Genomic DNA, 16494 nt, shown 5'->3' on the forward strand with positions numbered 1-16494 from the left:
ACCGTCTCTGTGCTGGCATACTTTGGCGGTTATTAATTTGGCTCTATAATTTATCCTGTTGATGACTTATCCATGTGGTAAGCTGTTAAGTTTACCTGTTACATTATTATATGTAACCCACACATATGATGATGACTTAATAGCTAAAGCGGATGAGGTTATTCGATTTTAAAATGTTGTAGTAGTGCAGCTTTTAGAGGAAGCTTTATAGCTTGAATAAAATAGAAAAAACCTGATAAGCACAAAGTTATCAGGCTTTTTGCTAGCAATAATACTAGCTAGAATCTAAATTAATGATCAAAGTGGGCTATTCCAAATATATGTCGAGAAACAGGTGAACTTTTTCTTGTTAATGAGCGAAATATAAGAACATGTGTAATAGTAAATTGATTAGACGATATCTTTTTAACAGATGTATTTCTAACTGATGATAATATCTCCGTCTCTTGAGACTGCTGTTAGGGAATCACTTTGTGTGTTTTGACTATTAAAGCTGTTGCCAATATTCGAATGGTGATAAATGATGTCTCCATCACTTGTTTTTAATTGTACGCTGATCTCGTGAGCAAGATGGCTTAACCTCAAATCACCATCTACAGTTTTAACAATGTTTTTGCTAGTAAGCTGACTGCGCTCAATTTTAATATCTCCGTCTCTTGCTTCTAGGTTGAGGTTAGCGTGACATTGGTTAATTTTTACATCGCCATCACCTGTTTTGACGACTATTTGCTTAAGGATACTGCGTTTAAAGCTGAGATCTCCGTCATGAACTCTGCTTGATAACTGAGCAACTTTTGATTGAGTGACAAAGAAGTCAGAGTCTCTGCCAAAAAAGGTTAGTTGGTCTGAGACTTGAACGTTATTTAAGTATAAGTCGCCATCATGCAAGTTAAGTACAAGATTATTGAGACTGAGATTTTGTAACATAACGTCGCCATCGCGGTTATGTCCGCTAATTCCAGTTAACGAATCTACATTAGGAACGGTAATTTCTACACGGCTGGCATTGGTAAGTCTGTTGAATATAAGCACATGAGTTTTTTGTTTAGTAGGAAACTCTTTAACTACTAATGTCTGCTTAACTAAATCTATTTGTATTGGCCGACTACTATAATCTGCCACTACTACTTGAAATTGCTGACCTTGACGAATCACTACATCGGTGTCCAATACTTCCAGTTTTACTTCACTAAAGTCTCCAAGAGCAATAGTACGCTCCCTGCGCGGATATTTTTTAACACGCAAGCCGTTAAAATAATTATCACTGGCATGCGGAGCATTAGCAGAAGATGTGGCTGCTATTAAAAACCTAACATAATCATGTTTAATTTGTTGGGCCAAACTGTCTGGAGTTCCTAATTCTCTGTTAATTTCTTCTTTTGTTTGAAAGTCACCATCAAGTAGAAAATCACGGTAAAAATCTAATGTGTATTTTTGCTCAGCTGTGGACAAAGTTGATAAATTAAGAGCTAACTTTGAGATAAAATTTTCAAATAGTGGATTCATCATTTTTCTCCTGTTACTAAAAACGTACTTTTCCTTTTATTATACGCTAAAAATTATGATAAAAATATTAAAATTACTTAAAATAAAAAATTAATTAGACCACAAAAATTGCCCAATGATCCGATCTACTTTGTAATTTTCATGTAATTTACTGTGTTGACCATTTGCGCCCTTAATTTTGATTTCATGATACTTGCCTTTGCCTCTTAGTAGATAACGTAAAGATTGCGCTGAAACACAACTGACATCATCATCTGAATTAGTACCGTCTTCTTTATTACCAAAAATATTTAATATAGAAACATTATTGGGAAAACTATGACGGTGCATTAAAAAATATTTGTAGGATTGGGTCATGTACTTTGGCCGTCCATTTTTGAGTAGGTAATTATGGTTAGGTTCCTCATCTATGCCAATGATGCCATTAAAGGGTGCACCAAGATTAACTTGCTTTTTTAATCGCGGTAAGTTACTATCTTTACCATATTTTAGCTGGTAGGCAAGTGTCATAATGTTTCCCATGGAATGAGCAACGGTATTATAGTATTTAATATGATATTTCTGTTTTAAAAGTAAAATCAAATTATAAAACCACTCGCGGGTAGTATAATAATTACTGTTTTTGTTGTCCTGTAAAATCACTTGAATAAGTGGTCGTTTAGTAGCGCGGGGCCAACTTCCTCGTAAATCAACTTTGCCGCTAGCAGAAATTCTGGCCGTTAAGACTTTATGAGCACCATTATGCTGCTGAGCATATGCAATCATGCCCGCAGTAGATCGTGCTCCCGCACCATAGCCGTGCAAATAGATGGTAGGCACTGCTGCAAAAGGAGTTTTTTTCTTGAATGTGGAGCTAACTTTTTCATCCGGCTCAAGGTTTGTCTTTTTAAAAGTATGGCACAGCATGGTTGCAAGCAGCAGCACACTAAGAATACTGCCTAATCCAATTAACCATTTTTTCTTCATAATATTACCTTTTTTATAATTGATTATTAATTATATCTTACGTGTATTATTCTAATATTAAAATGGCAAAGTGCTAATAATATAGCTTAAATAGCAACGCTAGCTCTAGATGTTCTTACATTGAAAGGAAATTTATTTAATGGCACCAATTTTTATTTTAATCAGAGGAAACTCAGGCAGTGGTAAAACCGTTTTAGCTAATTATTTGCAAAAACAGTTTGGCTACCAAAGATGTTTACTTTTGCATGAAGATGTATTGCGCCTTGATCTTTTACATGTTAAGGAAAAAGTAGCAGCACCAACTGCCAGTCTAATAGACTCATTGGTAATGTGGGGCCGGCAGTATTATCCCATAATTATATTAGAAGGGATATTGCCCAAAAAGATTTATGGCCCAACTCTAACTAAAATAATTCATGAATTCGGTGCAGGAGCTTTTGTTTATTATTTAGATATTTCTTTTGCACAAACAATAAAAAACAATAATAAAAAGGGCAATCCTTTTCCACTCGCAACTCTTCAAAAATGGTGGCTTGAAGAGGATATACTTGGCGGAAATGAGCGTAAACTGGCAGAAGGCTCGATCAAGGAATCGGCAGAGGCAATTTTGACAGATATTGCAGATTATAAAATGAAAAAAGGTGACCGGAACGTCACCTAAAATTTAATTAATTAAAAAAGGCAATAAAAAAAGCACCGACTACTTGCAGTGCTATTTTTATTATGGTGGGTGGCCAGGGGCTCGAACCCTGGACCCACGGATTAAGAGTCCGTTGCTCTGCCAACTGAGCTAGCCACCCGTTATCATTTCTGTTGACAGTTAACTATGATAACAATTAATTTGCTTTTTGACAAGGCTTTTGTGTAAAAAAGTATGAAGAATTCTACTTAGCCTTTGACTGACTCCAAAATTTTAGTTAGGCATCTAAGAGATGATTTTGATATTTTATAAAATTTATGATGTTTTGCAAAATTAGAGCAAGATTATCAGAATTGACAAATAAAAACTATTTGATACTATATAAAGGTTTAACAAAAAAAGACAGCAATCAAGTAATTGCTGTCTTTAATAATCAATGGGTGGCCAGGGGTTCGAACCCTGGACCCACGGATTAAGAGTCCGTTGCTCTGCCAGCTGAGCTAGCCACCCATAAGCGTTATTACAAATAACCAACGGAGACTATTATGCTATTATTTTCGATGAAATGCAAGTTTTTTTATTAAATTTTGATGACTTTTTTGGCTAATAAACTAAAAACCAGTATAATGATAACAAAAGGGGGCTTTTCGATGTCAAAGAAAATTCTCGTTGTTGATGATGAAAAACCGATTTCTGATATTATTAAATTTAATTTGACAAAAGAGGGTTTTGACGTTGACACTGCATATGATGGTGAAGAAGCCATCAAAAAAGTTGACGAATACAATCCTGACTTAATGATTTTAGACTTGATGTTACCCAAAAAAGATGGTTTGGATGTAGCTCGTGAAGTAAGACAAACACACGATATGCCCATAATTATGGTTACGGCTAAAGATACTGAAATTGATAAAGTTTTGGGTCTGGAAATGGGTGCAGATGATTATGTGACTAAGCCTTTTTCTAACCGTGAACTAGTGGCACGGGTGAAGGCTAATTTGCGTCGGCGTAATATTGTTAAAAAAGATGAAAGTGCTGGCGATGATAGTTCAACGAAAAATATTACCATTGGCAATCTGGTAATTATGCCAGATGCCTATATTGTTGAAAAAGAAGGCAAAAAGATTGAGCTGACTCACCGTGAATTTGAGTTGCTCTATTATTTAGCCCAGCACATGGATCAGGTAATGACCAGGGAACATCTTTTACAGACTGTTTGGGGTTATGACTACTTCGGTGATGTCCGGACAGTTGATGTTACTGTGCACCGTTTACGTGAAAAAATTGAAGATAATCCAATTCAGCCGCAGATTTTAGTAACTCGTCGCGGTGTTGGCTATTACGTTAAGCAGCCTAATGAAGACTAACAAAGAAAGCCCCGCAGTATTTTACAAGCGCGGCTTTCTTTTTATTTAATTTTGTAAAACTATGAAAAAATTCAAGAATAAGTTTAAACATTTAACCATTTCGATAAATACTACTTTAGCCATTGTGTTCATGGCGATGATCATCGCTACTATTGAAGTTATTGGTGCCTATTTTACCCGCCAATTGGAACAAAACAGTATTGAAAATTTTCAATCATCCATTCAGGTTTTGCCAATAGTTTCTAACCAGTTGTCAACGCAATTACTAAAAGACAATAAGCATACTGACAGTAATTTAAACAGAATTGTCAATGACTACAGCAATGGTATAGGTACGATTAGTGAAATTATTGTGGTAGACAATAAGGATATTATTCGTGCAGTTTCAAACCTAAATGATAAAAACCGGATTGGTCAGCGTGTCAATAATACTTTAGTTAAGCAGGTAACTTCAACTGGCAGACAGGCAACTAAAGTTGTCAATGAAAACGGAGACTATATGGTGCAAGTTACCCCTTTGAACGCAGGTAACGGCTCCGCCAACACTGTTGGTGCAATTTATGTCCGAGCGTCAATGCAGGGGGTTTTTAATGACCTGCGCAATATTTCATTGATGTTTTTGGTCACTTCTATGATTGCCGCAGTAATGGGGGCAATCTTATCTTTAGTAGTCTCCCATGCGATTACTAAGCCCATTGAGGAAATGCAAAGCCAGGCACTTAATATTGCCGATGGTGATTATTCAAGTCAGGTAAAAATCTATTCCAACGATGAATTAGGGCAGTTAGGTCAGGCCTTTAATACCTTGTCTGTTAGAATTGAGCGCTCTCAAGAAGAATCTGAAAGTGAACAGCGTAGGCTGGACAGCGTACTGTCTCATATGAGTGATGGCGTTCTTGCAACTGACCGGCATGGTAATGTTAATGTTGTCAACCAAATGGCGCTCAATTTTTTAAACCAAACGGAAGATGAAATCATTAATCAGCCGATCGCTACAGTTTTAGGCTTAAAAGAGTCCTCACAAGATTTAATTGCCAATCAGAAAGGCATAGCAATCACCCTGAGTAAGGGAACAAGGGATGAAGTCATTCTACACGCCAGTTTTTCTCTTATTAAAAGAGTTACGGGCTTTGTTTCTGGTAGTGTCTGTGTTTTGCATGATATTACTGAACAACAGAAGAATGAAAATTCCCAAAAGCAGTTTGTTTCTAATGTTTCCCATGAATTACGTACGCCACTTACTAGTTTACACGCATATATTGAGACGTTAAATGAAGGAGCATGGAAAGATCCCAATGTTGCCCCCAAATTTTTGCAGGTAACGCAAGAAGAAACTGAGCGCATGATTAGAATGATCAGTGAACTTCTCAGCCTGTCAAGAATGGACAGGGGAGTTTCCAAAGTTGATTTAGAGTGGGTTAACTTTAATGATTTTGTAGCTCATATCTTGGATCGCTTCGACATGATTGTTAAAACGGATAAAAAAGAAAATAAAAAGTACACCATTACTCGTGAGTTGGGTACGCAGGCGTTATGGGTAGAAATTGATACTGACAAGTTTGCGCAGGTAATTGATAACATTATGAACAATGCCATTAAATATTCGCCTGATGGTGGCGTGATCACAGTAAAACTGCACTCAGAGCAAAAGCGCATTGTTTTGAGTATTGCCGATCAGGGCTTGGGTATACCGCGAGAAGATTTAACTAAAATTTTTGATCGCTTTTACCGCGTTGATAAAGCTCGCTCACGGGCTCAGGGTGGTACAGGATTAGGCTTGGCGATTGCTAAAGAAATAGTGGAAGAACATCACGGTCATATTTGGGCCAACAGCAGTGAAGGAAAGGGCTCTACTTTTTATATTTCTCTGCCTTATGAGCCAATGAGTGAAGGGGATGATTGGGATGAAGTCTAAATTTAAGCTTGGCGACGCGTTGCTTTTAATAGGAACTTTGGCGGTTTTTGGTCTGTCAATTGTACTCTGGATATTCATTATGACTAATGACCAGTATTTCAATCGTATTAGTCAAACCAGCAGGGTTGCAGAACAAACACGAAGCCACCGCGATCGGATTGTTTCCAATCTTTATATTCCAACTAATTCTTATGGCTTTAAAAATGGTCAGTTGTACCGCTTGTATGATGCTAAAAAGAATTTACCTCTGGAATTTGTCAAAGAAATAAAAGGGGTAAAGTACCGTAATATTAAGAAAATTAGCACGGATAAAAAACAATATGAGGAAATGTTGCATAATTCGGAGTGTGTCCAGTTAAGCTTTCCAAAAGAAGTCAGCATTAATTTGTTCACTAAGAAAAACGTTAAAAAAGGCGATCCTAAGTTTCGTCGTATCTTCATCACAAATAGTAATGATTTCCTTTATTTAGGTAATGATAAGACTTATACCATTTACCGCATTAATTTAATTAAGGGTGACTTTAATAAACTGCGTAGTTATGCCAGTAACGCTCGGGGCAAGATCCCCGTTGAGTTTGTGCGCCTCAAAAATTGTTATGAAGTTTTTTTCACCAAACAAGACCACTGGCGCATATACAGCTATCTGACAAATACGCAAACCGATTCTTACTTTGTTTCTCGCCTTCTAGGTACGACAAATGTAACTACACGCTCTAATAAAAAAGGCTGGGTTACGTATTCGCTTAACTACTATACTAACTTAAGAGTGCCAAAGGCTAAAACCGACCGGCATGATTTTCACTATACTCGTTATGAAAAACGCAAAGACATAACATTAAATGACCAATTGCTGGAAAGTGTCAATTTTGTTCATAAGCTTGGCTTGAGTGAACAAGATTTACGTTATTTTGATACAACGGATGATTCCATTAGCTATGCTAATTATGTTGAAGGGATACCCGTCTTTTGGGATAACAGCAGTCCTCAAGTGATGACATCATTTACTGGAGATGCAGTTAAAGTTGATTTTAACAATACGGATTTACAAATTCCGATACCTTTTGATGGACAAACAAAAACCCTGCCAGCAAGTGCAACGGTAATGCAAAGATTAGTTAATGCCGGTATGAGAAAAGAAGAAATTCAACGCATAATAGTGGCTTTTGGTGTGGAAAAGGATAATTCACATGATCACCTGGTTAATCTAGTACCAGGTTATTATGTGAAAGCTTATAATCAATGGAAGAGTTTAGCTGAATGGGAAAAAGTTGATTTTCTGAGTTTAAATAAATATAAACAGGCAATAATGGAAGAAGGGAAATAAAAATGGACCGTAAAAGAATAGAATGGTTATTTTTCATTATTTTCTTGTTAATTGATATTTATTTAGGAATAGAAATTTGGCGTTCTCCTATTAGCTTAAGTGATACCTCCGGTTCCACTGCAACAAGTATCCGGGCCGAGATGCGTGCTGACGGCATTGATATTCCCCTCCATATTTCGCATAAGCAACAATCTGGTTATTACTTAGCTGTTAAGAATCGTGACTATCTTTCTCGTAAAAGCAGCAGTTTAACGCAAGTTACTACTCATTATTCCAAGAGTGATAATTCTTTAACTGGTACACCAAAATCCCTGATTTTGCTTAGTGGGAATCGTAAAAAAAATTTACAACAACTAGAGGATTTTAAAAATGACCCTAAAAATGTTCCTTACGGTAAAGAATTTAAATTCGAACCCAGTATGTCAGGAGATAATACTTATTGTTATGTCCAAAATACTGATTATGGTCGGATTTATGATAGCGATGCTCAGCTAACAATTAATGTGCGCGATAATCAAATTGTTAACTATACTATTTCTTATATGGGTCCTATTAATGCTGTACGTGAACCACAATTAATTATCAGTGCCTGGCATGCTGTCAAAGCAATGTATACTGATAGGGAAATTGTCAACAATTCACGTGTGATGCAAGTTAGCCTGGGTTATTCTAAATTAACCGACGTTCGCGGGAGCACTATTTTATTACCAACTTGGTTAATCCAGGTAGAAAATAAGACTACTAAGAATATCACTGTTAAAAGAGTTAATGCATTTACAGCACAAATCTTGCAGGGCAGCTCATATAATGTTAATGTACAAAAAAATTAGGAAGGAAAGAATGCGGTGCAGGTTTCCGTTTTGGCCAGCGGTTCGACTGGCAATACCAGCTTGATTAAAACTGGGCAGCATAAGATTTTGATGGATGCCGGCTTGTCAGGCAAAAAAATCAAGATGTTGCTAAGTGAAGTTGGCGTTGATATTAACGACATTGACATGGTTTTTTTAAGCCATGACCATTCAGATCATAGTAAAGGATTGGGGGTTTTGATGCGACGTTACCCTCAAATTGCTGCTTTTGCTAATAGTGGTACCTGGGAATATTTAACTGAAACGCAAAAGATTGGGCAAATACCGGTTGAACAAATTAATGTTATTGAACCGGGACAAACTAAAACTTTTGGTGATTTGGATGTTACTGCATTTGCGACCAGTCACGATGCGGCTCAGCCACAATATTATGTTTTTACAAGCGGCGGCAAACGAATGGCCTTTTTGACAGATACCGGTTATGTTTCCCGTAAGGTAAAAAGTGTAATTGCAGACGCAGATGCTTATCTAATGGAATTTAATTATGACGACATGATGCTGCGTAATGGCCCGTATTCTTGGGGCTTAAAACAACGCATATTATCGGATGTTGGGCACTTATCAAACGATGATGCAGGGCATGCTCTGCTGGATGTGGTAACAAGTAAAACAGAACATATTTTTTTGGCACACAGGAGTCAGCACAATAATACGGCAAAGTTAGCTTACAATGCTGCTAAAAAAATAATGGTTGACGGAGATGCTAATTTGCCCAGTGATGTTAAAATTGTTTTGACCGACCCAGTCCAGCCAACTAATTTAGTACAAATTTAAGGAAATTTTTTACCTTTTTTCAAATTTTGTTAGTATAGTAAAAAAGATGTATAAAGGAGACTAAATGATGAATAATCAAAACTCTGGTCGTCAGCAACATGGCATTTTGAAGACTGCTATTGTTGGTGTTGTAGCCGGACTTATAGGTGGTGGGGCCTCATATGTGGCCTTAGATCAAATAAATAATGCTAATATGAATAATAATGCACAGACTAGTATTAGTTCCAGCAGTGCTAAAACCTCTAGAAACAGTGCTAAAACCAGCGGCACAATGACGCCAGCTTATAATGATGTTAAAGGTGCTGTGGTTTCAGTTATTAATATGAAAAGGCAGACAAACAGCAGCAATTCCCTTTTCGATTTTTTCAGCGATTACGATAATGATAATAAGGGCAAAGGAAAGCTGCAGACATACAGCGAAGGTTCAGGCGTAATTTACACTAAGTCCGGTAATAAGGGCTATATTGTTACCAACAACCACGTTGTTTCTGGTAGTGATAAAGTTCAGGTTATGTTGTCTAATGGTAAAACAGTCAATGCCCGTATCATTGGTACGGATGCTACAACAGACTTAGCTGTACTTTCTATTGATAGCAGCTATGTTACTCAAACGGCTGAATTTGGCGATTCCAAGAGCTTACAGGCAGGACAAACAGTAATTGCGGTTGGCTCTCCTCTGGGCAGTGAATATGCTTCTACGGTTACGCAAGGGATCATTTCGGCTCCGGCACGTAGCATTACTACTTCATCTGCTAATCAGCAAACGGTTATTCAAACGGATGCAGCAATTAACCCTGGTAACTCGGGTGGTGCATTAGTTAATTCCGCGGGACAGGTTATTGGGATCAACTCAATGAAGCTTTCGCAATCAAGCGACGGTACATCAGTCGAAGGAATGGGTTTTGCTATTCCTTCCAATGAAGTAGTAACTATCGTTAATCAATTGGTTAAGAAAGGTAAGATTGTGCGTCCACAATTGGGAGTTAAAGTAATTGCTTTACAAGGCATTCCTTCCAGTTACAGAAACCACCTTAACATCAAATCTAATCTTAAAAATGGTATTTATGTAGATTCAGTTACTAAGCACAGTGCGGCTGCTATAGCAGGAGTTAAAGCAGGCGATGTAATTATTAAGGTTGACAACAAAGCTGTTTCAGATGTCGCTTCGTTACACAGCATTTTGTATAATCACAAAGTCGGAGATAACGTTAATTTAACCGTTAATCGTAATGGAAAAGAAATCAATTTACGAGTTAAATTGCAATCAGACTAAATCAAAAATATTCTAGAATTAAGTAAAAAAAAGGCTATACTATGCGGTTTGAAACATAAGTATAGCTTTTTTCTTAATATTATTGTTGGGAAACAAATTAAAGTTCGGAATTAATAGCTGTCAAGTAAAACACAAAGATAAAAATCTTGTTGATAATTGTGGATAACTTTGTGGATTGTGCATAAAATGCGAAAAAGTAGTTGGGACAAATTGTGGAAAACCTGTGAATTGTGTGTAAATAATAGTGAAAATTAATTAGATCAAACAGTTGTTCAAGGCTTAACAGCAGTATTTGAGGGTAAAAAGTTTGTGAAAATCACCTATAATTAATCTCACTGTGGGTAAATTTAATTTGATAAATTTAAAAAAATAAGCAAAACACAATTTATTCGCTTACTAAAGGTAAAAACCACAAAATGTAGTTTTTAACTTTACACAGTTGTGGAAAAGCTAAGTGGAAACTTTGGGAATTGGGGGATAAAATAGCAGTTATGAATATTAAAATTGTTTGTGTGGGTAAGCTAAAAGAAAAGTATTTTAAGGATGCTATTGCTGAATATCAAAAAAGGCTGAGTAGGTTTGCCAAAGTTCAGGTAATAGAAGTGCCAGATGAAAAAGCTCCTGAAAAATTTAGTGCGGCAGAACAGGAAAATGTTAAAAAAATAGAAGGACAAAGGATCTTGAGCAAAATAAAAGATAAAGAATACGTTTTTGTGACCGCAATTAATGGCAAGCAGCGAACTAGTGAAGAATTTGCGCACGAGATAAAGGATCTTGCAACCTATGGACATTCTGATCTTACTTTTGTTATCGGTGGCAGTTTAGGTACTAGTTCAGAAGTGGATAAAAGAGCGGACGATTTAATGAGCTTTGGTGAAATGACTTTGCCCCACCAGTTAATGCGGGTCGTTTTGATTGAACAAATTTATCGCGGCTTTATGATTAATAGCGGCAGTCCTTATCATAAGTAGATTTAATTATGCGAAAGGCAATAAAAAATAAAAATGCAAACTCCGGCTAAAATTACTAACAAGCGGTATCGGCTAAATTATCACATAACAACACCTTCTGGATGGATGAATGATCCCAACGGCTTTTCATATTACCAAGGGTATTATCATATTTTTTACCAATACTATCCTTATTCATCTAAAAGGGGCCCTATGCACTGGGGCCATTATCGTAGTCAAGATTTAGTTCACTGGGAAGAATTGCCAATTGCACTGACCCCGGATAGTCCTGAGGATAAAGATGGCTGTTATTCTGGTAGCGCAATTGAAAAGGATGGTCGCTTGTATCTGATTTATACAGGTAATCATTACTACGATGTCAATGATCATAGTCGCTTTTATCAAACACAAAATGTTGCCTATAGTGATGATGGCATTCATTTTAAAAAGTATAGCAAAAATCCTGTGATTGCATTGCCACCGACGGATAACTCACAGCACTTTCGTGACCCTAAAGTATGGCAAGATGGAAATGAATATTATATTGTTGTGGGTGGTCAGGATAAGAAAGGATTAGGCCGTGCAATTACTTATAAGTCGACTGATTTATTGCATTGGGATTATTTAGGCCCGATAGCCGTTTCTCAAGGAGCCGATATTGAAGGCTACACCTGGGAATGCCCTGATCTTTTTTCATTGGGCAGAGAGGACGTTTTGTTATGTTCACCTCAAGGAATCGTGGCAAAGGGTAAAGAATATCTTAACTGCTATCAAGCGGGATATTTTATCGGTAAAATGGATTATTGCAACAATCAATTTAAACATGGTGCATTTCAAGAACTTGATCACGGACACGACTTTTACGCTGCCCAAACCATGTTAACTCCTGATGATAGGCGCATTGTTTTTGGCTGGCTCGATATGTGGCACGCAGACTTTCCCGAGCAGGCTGACGGCTGGTGTGGGGCATTAACTTTGCCGCGAGAATTAACTTTGAAAAATAATCAGCTGTATATGACGCCAGTCAATGAATTGAAAGAATTGCGGCAAGAAAAAGTAGTTGACGAAAAACAAACGAGTTCTTCAATGCAAGTTAATGTTTCTGATCCACAGCACTTGGAGTTGCTTTTAACTGCTAAAACTGAAAATTGGTCAGGTAATGAGATTAGCTTCATTTTTAAAAATGAACAGGAAAATCTGGTTACACTATCTTGGAATAAGGAAAATAGCGAAGTAATTTTGACCAGAGCGGATAAAGCGCCATCTGACGCGCAACGTTATGGCAAACTAAGACCAAACTTCAAACTAAAAATTCAAGTTTTTATTGATACAAGTTCAATTGAAATTTTCTTAAATGACGGAGAGCTGGTATTTTCAGAACGCTATTACACAACCAAAAAGCCGGCAATTTTTATCACTGCAGACGAGCCGGTTAATATTAGTGTTGCAGGTTATTCTTTAGCTGAATAAATTAAGGGATAGAAAAAAAGTGGACTATGCACGTCCACTTTTTTATTTTAACGTCAATAATGCTAGATTTACTAAAACCAAAATTGCAATTGACTGTAGCCAGTCACTTTTTTTAACAGGAACAGCTGCAATGACAGAACGTTTGGCATTTTCGCGGTAACCATGGGATGCCATACCCTGGGCTAAATTTTCTGCAGAATTCAAGGCAACTAAGATAGCTTTAAAATAAAGAACCGGTGACCAAAAGCTCAAATATACTCCCCGCATCATGCCAGCAGTGCGAATTTGCTTAACAGCCTCTTTCATTCGGGGAACGATATTAAGAGCAGCTAAAACTCCATAAGCAAACTTGCTGGGCAAATGAAAATTTTGTTCAAAAGAGCGGGCAAATTCTGTAGCAGTAGTGTCTATTGAAACGCAGTAGATAGTCAAAGTATAAACATAAATTCGACTAGATAAGCTTAGTGCGTTCTGTAAGCTGGGCTGTGGCGAGAACCAGTATAAGGTCGCAAAAACTGTAAAAGCAGCAATTAAAGGCATAAATAGAGTTAAAAGCAAATTGCTTAATTTAATGTGTTTGCAAATTAAATAGACCAATGCCAAGAATATGATTAAGAGGTTTGTTAGTAAACTTGATTTCAGTGATATTTCTACAGAAATAATCAGAGCCAAGATAAATTTAAAACTAGGATTCATGATAGTACCTCACTTGTTCGTGTAAGCTAGATGCTGGTTTTTAAAAATGAGGTGATAGTCACACCAATCAGCTAAATTCCTTAACTCATGGCTGATAATTAAAAGCGTTTGCTTCCGTGCTTTCTGACTTTCTCTTAATAAAGACATCACTTTGACGGCAGAGTCTGCATCCAGGCCGCTAAGTGGTTCGTCAATTAACAATACATCCTGATCTGAAATCAACATTAACAAGATTTGCAGTTTCTTTTGTTGCCCACCGGATAATGAATATACGACATGATCAAGCAGTGAATCAAGTTCAAGAGAGGATAACGCAGCAGCTATTTTATCATCAGTAAAATAAGAATTAGTCCGCTTTTTTTTGCTGAGGTTAATTTCATCTGCAACAGAGACATTGATAAACTGGTCACTCGCAGTTTGAAATATTTGGCCTACATGAAGCAAATACTTACGAGTAGATAATTTATTAATTTCACGGTTGTGGTAGGTGATGCTGCCTGAATAAGGGATCATTTTAGTCAGAGCATTAAAAAGCGAAGTTTTGCCCACACCGTTAGCTCCTGTAATCAGAGTGGTTTTACCAGAGACAATCTTTAACTGTTGCTGCTTTAAGAGTAAACGATTTTGCCTAATCTGAACGTCTTGCAGGGTAAAGCATGACTTCTCATTTTGCTTTGGTAAGGAAAAATTATAGGAATTAGAATCCGTACTTTTTCGCAATAATTTTTCCTGTTCTGCTTGAGAAAGCTGCACCAGGCGTTTACCCTGAAATTGAAAAAGATTGTCGCAGATTCCTTCATAACCAGCTAGCACATGGTCACTTAAGATGATTGTTTTTCCTTGATCGCGCAGATGTGCTAGTTTAGCGATTAAGAACTTGCGGGCAGCGGGATCACAGCTGGCGAAAGGCTCATCAAGTAAAAACAGGTCAACATTCATTGCAATGAGGACAGCTAATGCCACTCTTTGTTGTTCACCACCAGATAATGTGTTAATTTTTTGATCAAGTAAATAATCAATTTGGGTAAACTGAACGGCTTCATTTAACTGTTTTAGATACTGGGCCTTATTAAGGCAGAGGTTTTCCAGTGCAAAAATAATTTCTTCTCGAGGAGTTGCCATAGTAAATTGCTCACTGGCATTTTGAAACATCATAGCAGCCTTTAACCCGCCCAGAGTAACAGTGCCGCTTAGTTGTCCCGCAAATTCAGGATATAACTTTGCTATTATTTTCAATAAGGTAGATTTACCACAGCCAGTTGGTCCAACTAACAATGAAAACTGCTTTGTAGGAATATTTAAGTTAATGTCTGTTAAAATTTGGTTTTGTTTATCATATGAAAATGTTAGGTTATTTAATTTAATCAATTTAGTTACCAAAAAAATCGTCAGGATAATAGCCTGACGATGTAAAATCTTTCGTTTTCCCTTCGCTGGCATTATCCATAGCAGGTTCTGCGGGTTTAATCTCAGCCTTTACAGGCACCCCAATGTTAAATTTTATTATACAGAAAAGAAAATTAGTTGTCTAGATGCACAAGGACTTTCCGTTACCCATGTAGCAATGATAAAGGTAAAATAACAAAATTATATTAGTAAGATGAAAATTTGCTATATAATAAAACTATATAACCCCAAAATTGTATAAGAGGTGAAAGAAATGGCAGCAGTTAAATTGGAACAATATTTAGCCAGTATCATAGATGCGGCTAGGTCTGATACTAATGAAGTGAAAATAAAACCAGGTAACAGCAACTTTGATTTGTTTATAGCCTTTTTAGAAAATCGTAATACGGGAATTCATCGCTACCAAACAACAGGTCTGACTATTCTGTATGAGGCAAAAGGTTCAACTAAAGTGAGAATCAATAGTCAGGATTTTATGCTCAATGATGGTAATATCATCTTTTTACAGAAAAAGAGCAATTATGAAATATTAAAACCTGGTAGTAAAGATATTTTAGTTAAGCTTGAATTTGATCCTAATATAGATGTCCGGAACTTTTTTGACAACCTAACCGTAATGAACAATTATGAGAAAAAATTGCTTAAAAAAATCAATACCACTTTTGAGCAAAAAAGATTATTAGGGCTAAACGGAACCTTAATGTCAGAGTCTGCCCATCTACTTAAAAAGATAATTAATGAATATCTTAATTATGACTTGTTTACCCGTAACGCTATCATGGCAGAACTTACTTTGCTTTTCGTTTCTGCTGTCAGAAATCAAAATTTAACTTCCACTCCAGCAACAAGTCATCAATTTGCACAGACGGATCTGGAAAAATATATTGATGCCCATTTTACTAACATTACGCTTAATGATGCAGCCAAGCATTTTGGCTTTAATCCTAATTATTTTTCAAGTTTGGTCAAACAAAAAACTGGTAAAAGTTTTGTGGAACATGTCGATGAAAGGCGCATGCTGGAAGCGCGAAGTTTACTTGCTCGTCCAGATATTTCCGTCAAAGAGATAATTACCCGTGTTGGTTATAGCGGCAAATCCTTCTTTTATAAGAAGTTCAGTGAATATTATCATGAAACACCAGTACAAATGCGTGCAGAGCTATTCAGACAGGCGAATATTAATTTGAAATAAAAAACAACCTTGAGTAAATGAAGCTAACCCCTAAAACTGGACGTTAGTTTTATATCATTTTACTTAAGGCTTGATTCCGATATTGAATCGGAGTTAAGCCTTTTAGTTTGTGCCGAATTCTATCTTCATTGTAATAACTTATCCA

Annotated in this window: 15 protein-coding genes, 2 tRNA genes and 1 riboswitch; of the genes, 10 read left to right on the top strand and 7 right to left on the bottom strand. The window is 36.7% G+C overall.

Annotated elements, in window-relative coordinates; genetic code table 11:
* Nucleotides 1-420: 420 nt before the first annotated feature.
* Both F5ESL0259_RS00635 and F5ESL0259_RS00640 read right to left on the bottom strand, forming a co-directional pair.
* Complete coding sequence (locus tag F5ESL0259_RS00635; protein ID WP_122037133.1) at nucleotides 421-1509, bottom strand: DUF4097 family beta strand repeat-containing protein; 1089 nt, start codon at nucleotides 1507-1509, stop codon at nucleotides 421-423.
* Nucleotides 1510-1596: 87 nt separating this feature from the next.
* A complete protein-coding gene (locus tag F5ESL0259_RS00640; protein WP_122037134.1) occupies nucleotides 1597-2472 on the bottom strand; it encodes an alpha/beta hydrolase in 876 nt (291 codons plus the stop codon).
* Between the two features lie 139 nt (nucleotides 2473-2611).
* On the opposite strand from F5ESL0259_RS00640, the gene F5ESL0259_RS00645 reads away from it, so the two are divergent.
* On the top strand, nucleotides 2612-3133 hold the full coding sequence (locus F5ESL0259_RS00645) for a zeta toxin family protein (RefSeq protein WP_122037135.1): 522 nt from the start codon (nucleotides 2612-2614) through the stop codon (nucleotides 3131-3133).
* A gap of 63 nt (nucleotides 3134-3196) precedes the next feature.
* Here F5ESL0259_RS00645 and F5ESL0259_RS00650 read toward each other — a convergent pair.
* Nucleotides 3197-3272: transfer RNA gene (locus F5ESL0259_RS00650), tRNA-Lys, on the bottom strand.
* A 277-nt stretch (nucleotides 3273-3549) separates the two neighbouring features.
* A tRNA-Lys gene (locus F5ESL0259_RS00655) sits at nucleotides 3550-3622 on the bottom strand.
* A gap of 140 nt (nucleotides 3623-3762) precedes the next feature.
* Here F5ESL0259_RS00655 and yycF point away from each other — a divergent pair.
* The 8 genes from yycF to F5ESL0259_RS00695 all read left to right on the top strand — a co-directional run bounded on the left by yycF (nucleotide 3763) and on the right by F5ESL0259_RS00695 (nucleotide 13054).
* A complete protein-coding gene (gene yycF, locus F5ESL0259_RS00660) occupies nucleotides 3763-4479 on the top strand; it encodes a response regulator YycF (protein WP_046324122.1) in 717 nt (238 codons plus the stop codon).
* A gap of 61 nt (nucleotides 4480-4540) precedes the next feature.
* Complete coding sequence (gene walK, locus F5ESL0259_RS00665; protein WP_122037136.1) at nucleotides 4541-6394, top strand: cell wall metabolism sensor histidine kinase WalK; 1854 nt, start codon at nucleotides 4541-4543, stop codon at nucleotides 6392-6394.
* Nucleotides 6384-7718: a hypothetical protein gene (locus F5ESL0259_RS00670; protein ID WP_122037137.1), complete on the top strand. Its 1335-nt coding sequence runs from the start codon at nucleotides 6384-6386 to the stop codon at nucleotides 7716-7718. The genes walK and F5ESL0259_RS00670 overlap by 11 nt, the downstream gene beginning before the upstream one ends.
* A 2-nt stretch (nucleotides 7719-7720) precedes the next feature.
* Nucleotides 7721-8548, top strand: coding sequence for a two-component system regulatory protein YycI (locus F5ESL0259_RS00675; RefSeq protein WP_046324125.1), 828 nt, complete (start codon nucleotides 7721-7723; stop codon nucleotides 8546-8548).
* A 15-nt stretch (nucleotides 8549-8563) separates the two neighbouring features.
* Nucleotides 8564-9361, top strand: a complete 798-nt coding sequence (locus tag F5ESL0259_RS00680) for an MBL fold metallo-hydrolase (RefSeq protein WP_122037138.1) — start codon at nucleotides 8564-8566, stop codon at nucleotides 9359-9361.
* Nucleotides 9362-9425: 64 nt separating this feature from the next.
* Nucleotides 9426-10634 (top strand): S1C family serine protease, encoded by a 1209-nt coding sequence (locus tag F5ESL0259_RS00685; RefSeq protein WP_122037139.1) that lies wholly within the window; start codon nucleotides 9426-9428, stop codon nucleotides 10632-10634.
* A gap of 491 nt (nucleotides 10635-11125) precedes the next feature.
* On the top strand, nucleotides 11126-11605 hold the full coding sequence (gene rlmH, locus F5ESL0259_RS00690; RefSeq protein WP_122037146.1) for a 23S rRNA (pseudouridine(1915)-N(3))-methyltransferase RlmH: 480 nt from the start codon (nucleotides 11126-11128) through the stop codon (nucleotides 11603-11605).
* 33 nt (nucleotides 11606-11638) lie between these two features.
* Nucleotides 11639-13054, top strand: a complete 1416-nt coding sequence (locus F5ESL0259_RS00695) for a sucrose-6-phosphate hydrolase (protein WP_122037140.1) — start codon at nucleotides 11639-11641, stop codon at nucleotides 13052-13054.
* A 42-nt stretch (nucleotides 13055-13096) separates the two neighbouring features.
* On the opposite strand, the gene F5ESL0259_RS00700 is transcribed toward F5ESL0259_RS00695, so the two are convergent.
* Both F5ESL0259_RS00700 and F5ESL0259_RS00705 read right to left on the bottom strand, forming a co-directional pair.
* Nucleotides 13097-13750 carry an energy-coupling factor transporter transmembrane protein EcfT gene (locus F5ESL0259_RS00700; protein ID WP_122037141.1) on the bottom strand — a complete coding sequence of 218 codons (654 nt, stop codon included), beginning with the start codon at nucleotides 13748-13750 and terminating at the stop codon, nucleotides 13097-13099.
* A 9-nt stretch (nucleotides 13751-13759) separates the two neighbouring features.
* On the bottom strand, nucleotides 13760-15118 hold the full coding sequence (locus F5ESL0259_RS00705; RefSeq protein WP_122037142.1) for an ATP-binding cassette domain-containing protein: 1359 nt from the start codon (nucleotides 15116-15118) through the stop codon (nucleotides 13760-13762).
* Between the two features lie 40 nt (nucleotides 15119-15158).
* A riboswitch (TPP riboswitch) is annotated at nucleotides 15159-15250 on the bottom strand.
* Nucleotides 15251-15410: 160 nt separating this feature from the next.
* Between F5ESL0259_RS00705 and F5ESL0259_RS00710 the strand changes: the two genes are divergently transcribed.
* Nucleotides 15411-16349 carry a helix-turn-helix transcriptional regulator gene (locus tag F5ESL0259_RS00710; RefSeq protein ID WP_122037143.1) on the top strand — a complete coding sequence of 313 codons (939 nt, stop codon included), beginning with the start codon at nucleotides 15411-15413 and terminating at the stop codon, nucleotides 16347-16349.
* 49 nt (nucleotides 16350-16398) lie between these two features.
* On the opposite strand, the gene F5ESL0259_RS09055 is transcribed toward F5ESL0259_RS00710, so the two are convergent.
* The gene (locus tag F5ESL0259_RS09055) at nucleotides 16399-16491 is read right to left on the bottom strand and encodes an IS3 family transposase (RefSeq protein ID WP_370448790.1); all 93 of its coding nucleotides are present in this window, start codon (nucleotides 16489-16491) and stop codon (nucleotides 16399-16401) included.
* Nucleotides 16492-16494 lie beyond the last annotated feature (3 nt).

Source organism: Lactobacillus sp. ESL0259 (genome assembly GCF_003693045.1).
In the GTDB taxonomy this organism is placed as follows: Bacteria; Bacillota; Bacilli; order Lactobacillales; family Lactobacillaceae; genus Lactobacillus; species Lactobacillus melliventris.

Coding starts and splice junctions, on each gene's coding strand:
- F5ESL0259_RS00635 (WP_122037133.1), bottom strand. CDS start 1,509: ATGATGAATCCACTATTTGAAAATTTTATCTCAAAGTTAGCTCTTAAT.
- F5ESL0259_RS00640 (WP_122037134.1), bottom strand. CDS start 2,472: ATGAAGAAAAAATGGTTAATTGGATTAGGCAGTATTCTTAGTGTGCTG.
- F5ESL0259_RS00645 (WP_122037135.1), top strand. CDS start 2,612: ATGGCACCAATTTTTATTTTAATCAGAGGAAACTCAGGCAGTGGTAAA.
- yycF (WP_046324122.1), top strand. CDS start 3,763: ATGTCAAAGAAAATTCTCGTTGTTGATGATGAAAAACCGATTTCTGAT.
- walK (WP_122037136.1), top strand. CDS start 4,541: ATGAAAAAATTCAAGAATAAGTTTAAACATTTAACCATTTCGATAAAT.
- F5ESL0259_RS00670 (WP_122037137.1), top strand. CDS start 6,384: ATGAAGTCTAAATTTAAGCTTGGCGACGCGTTGCTTTTAATAGGAACT.
- F5ESL0259_RS00675 (WP_046324125.1), top strand. CDS start 7,721: ATGGACCGTAAAAGAATAGAATGGTTATTTTTCATTATTTTCTTGTTA.
- F5ESL0259_RS00685 (WP_122037139.1), top strand. CDS start 9,426: ATGATGAATAATCAAAACTCTGGTCGTCAGCAACATGGCATTTTGAAG.
- rlmH (WP_122037146.1), top strand. CDS start 11,126: ATGAATATTAAAATTGTTTGTGTGGGTAAGCTAAAAGAAAAGTATTTT.
- F5ESL0259_RS00695 (WP_122037140.1), top strand. CDS start 11,639: ATGCAAACTCCGGCTAAAATTACTAACAAGCGGTATCGGCTAAATTAT.
- F5ESL0259_RS00700 (WP_122037141.1), bottom strand. CDS start 13,750: ATGAATCCTAGTTTTAAATTTATCTTGGCTCTGATTATTTCTGTAGAA.
- F5ESL0259_RS00710 (WP_122037143.1), top strand. CDS start 15,411: ATGGCAGCAGTTAAATTGGAACAATATTTAGCCAGTATCATAGATGCG.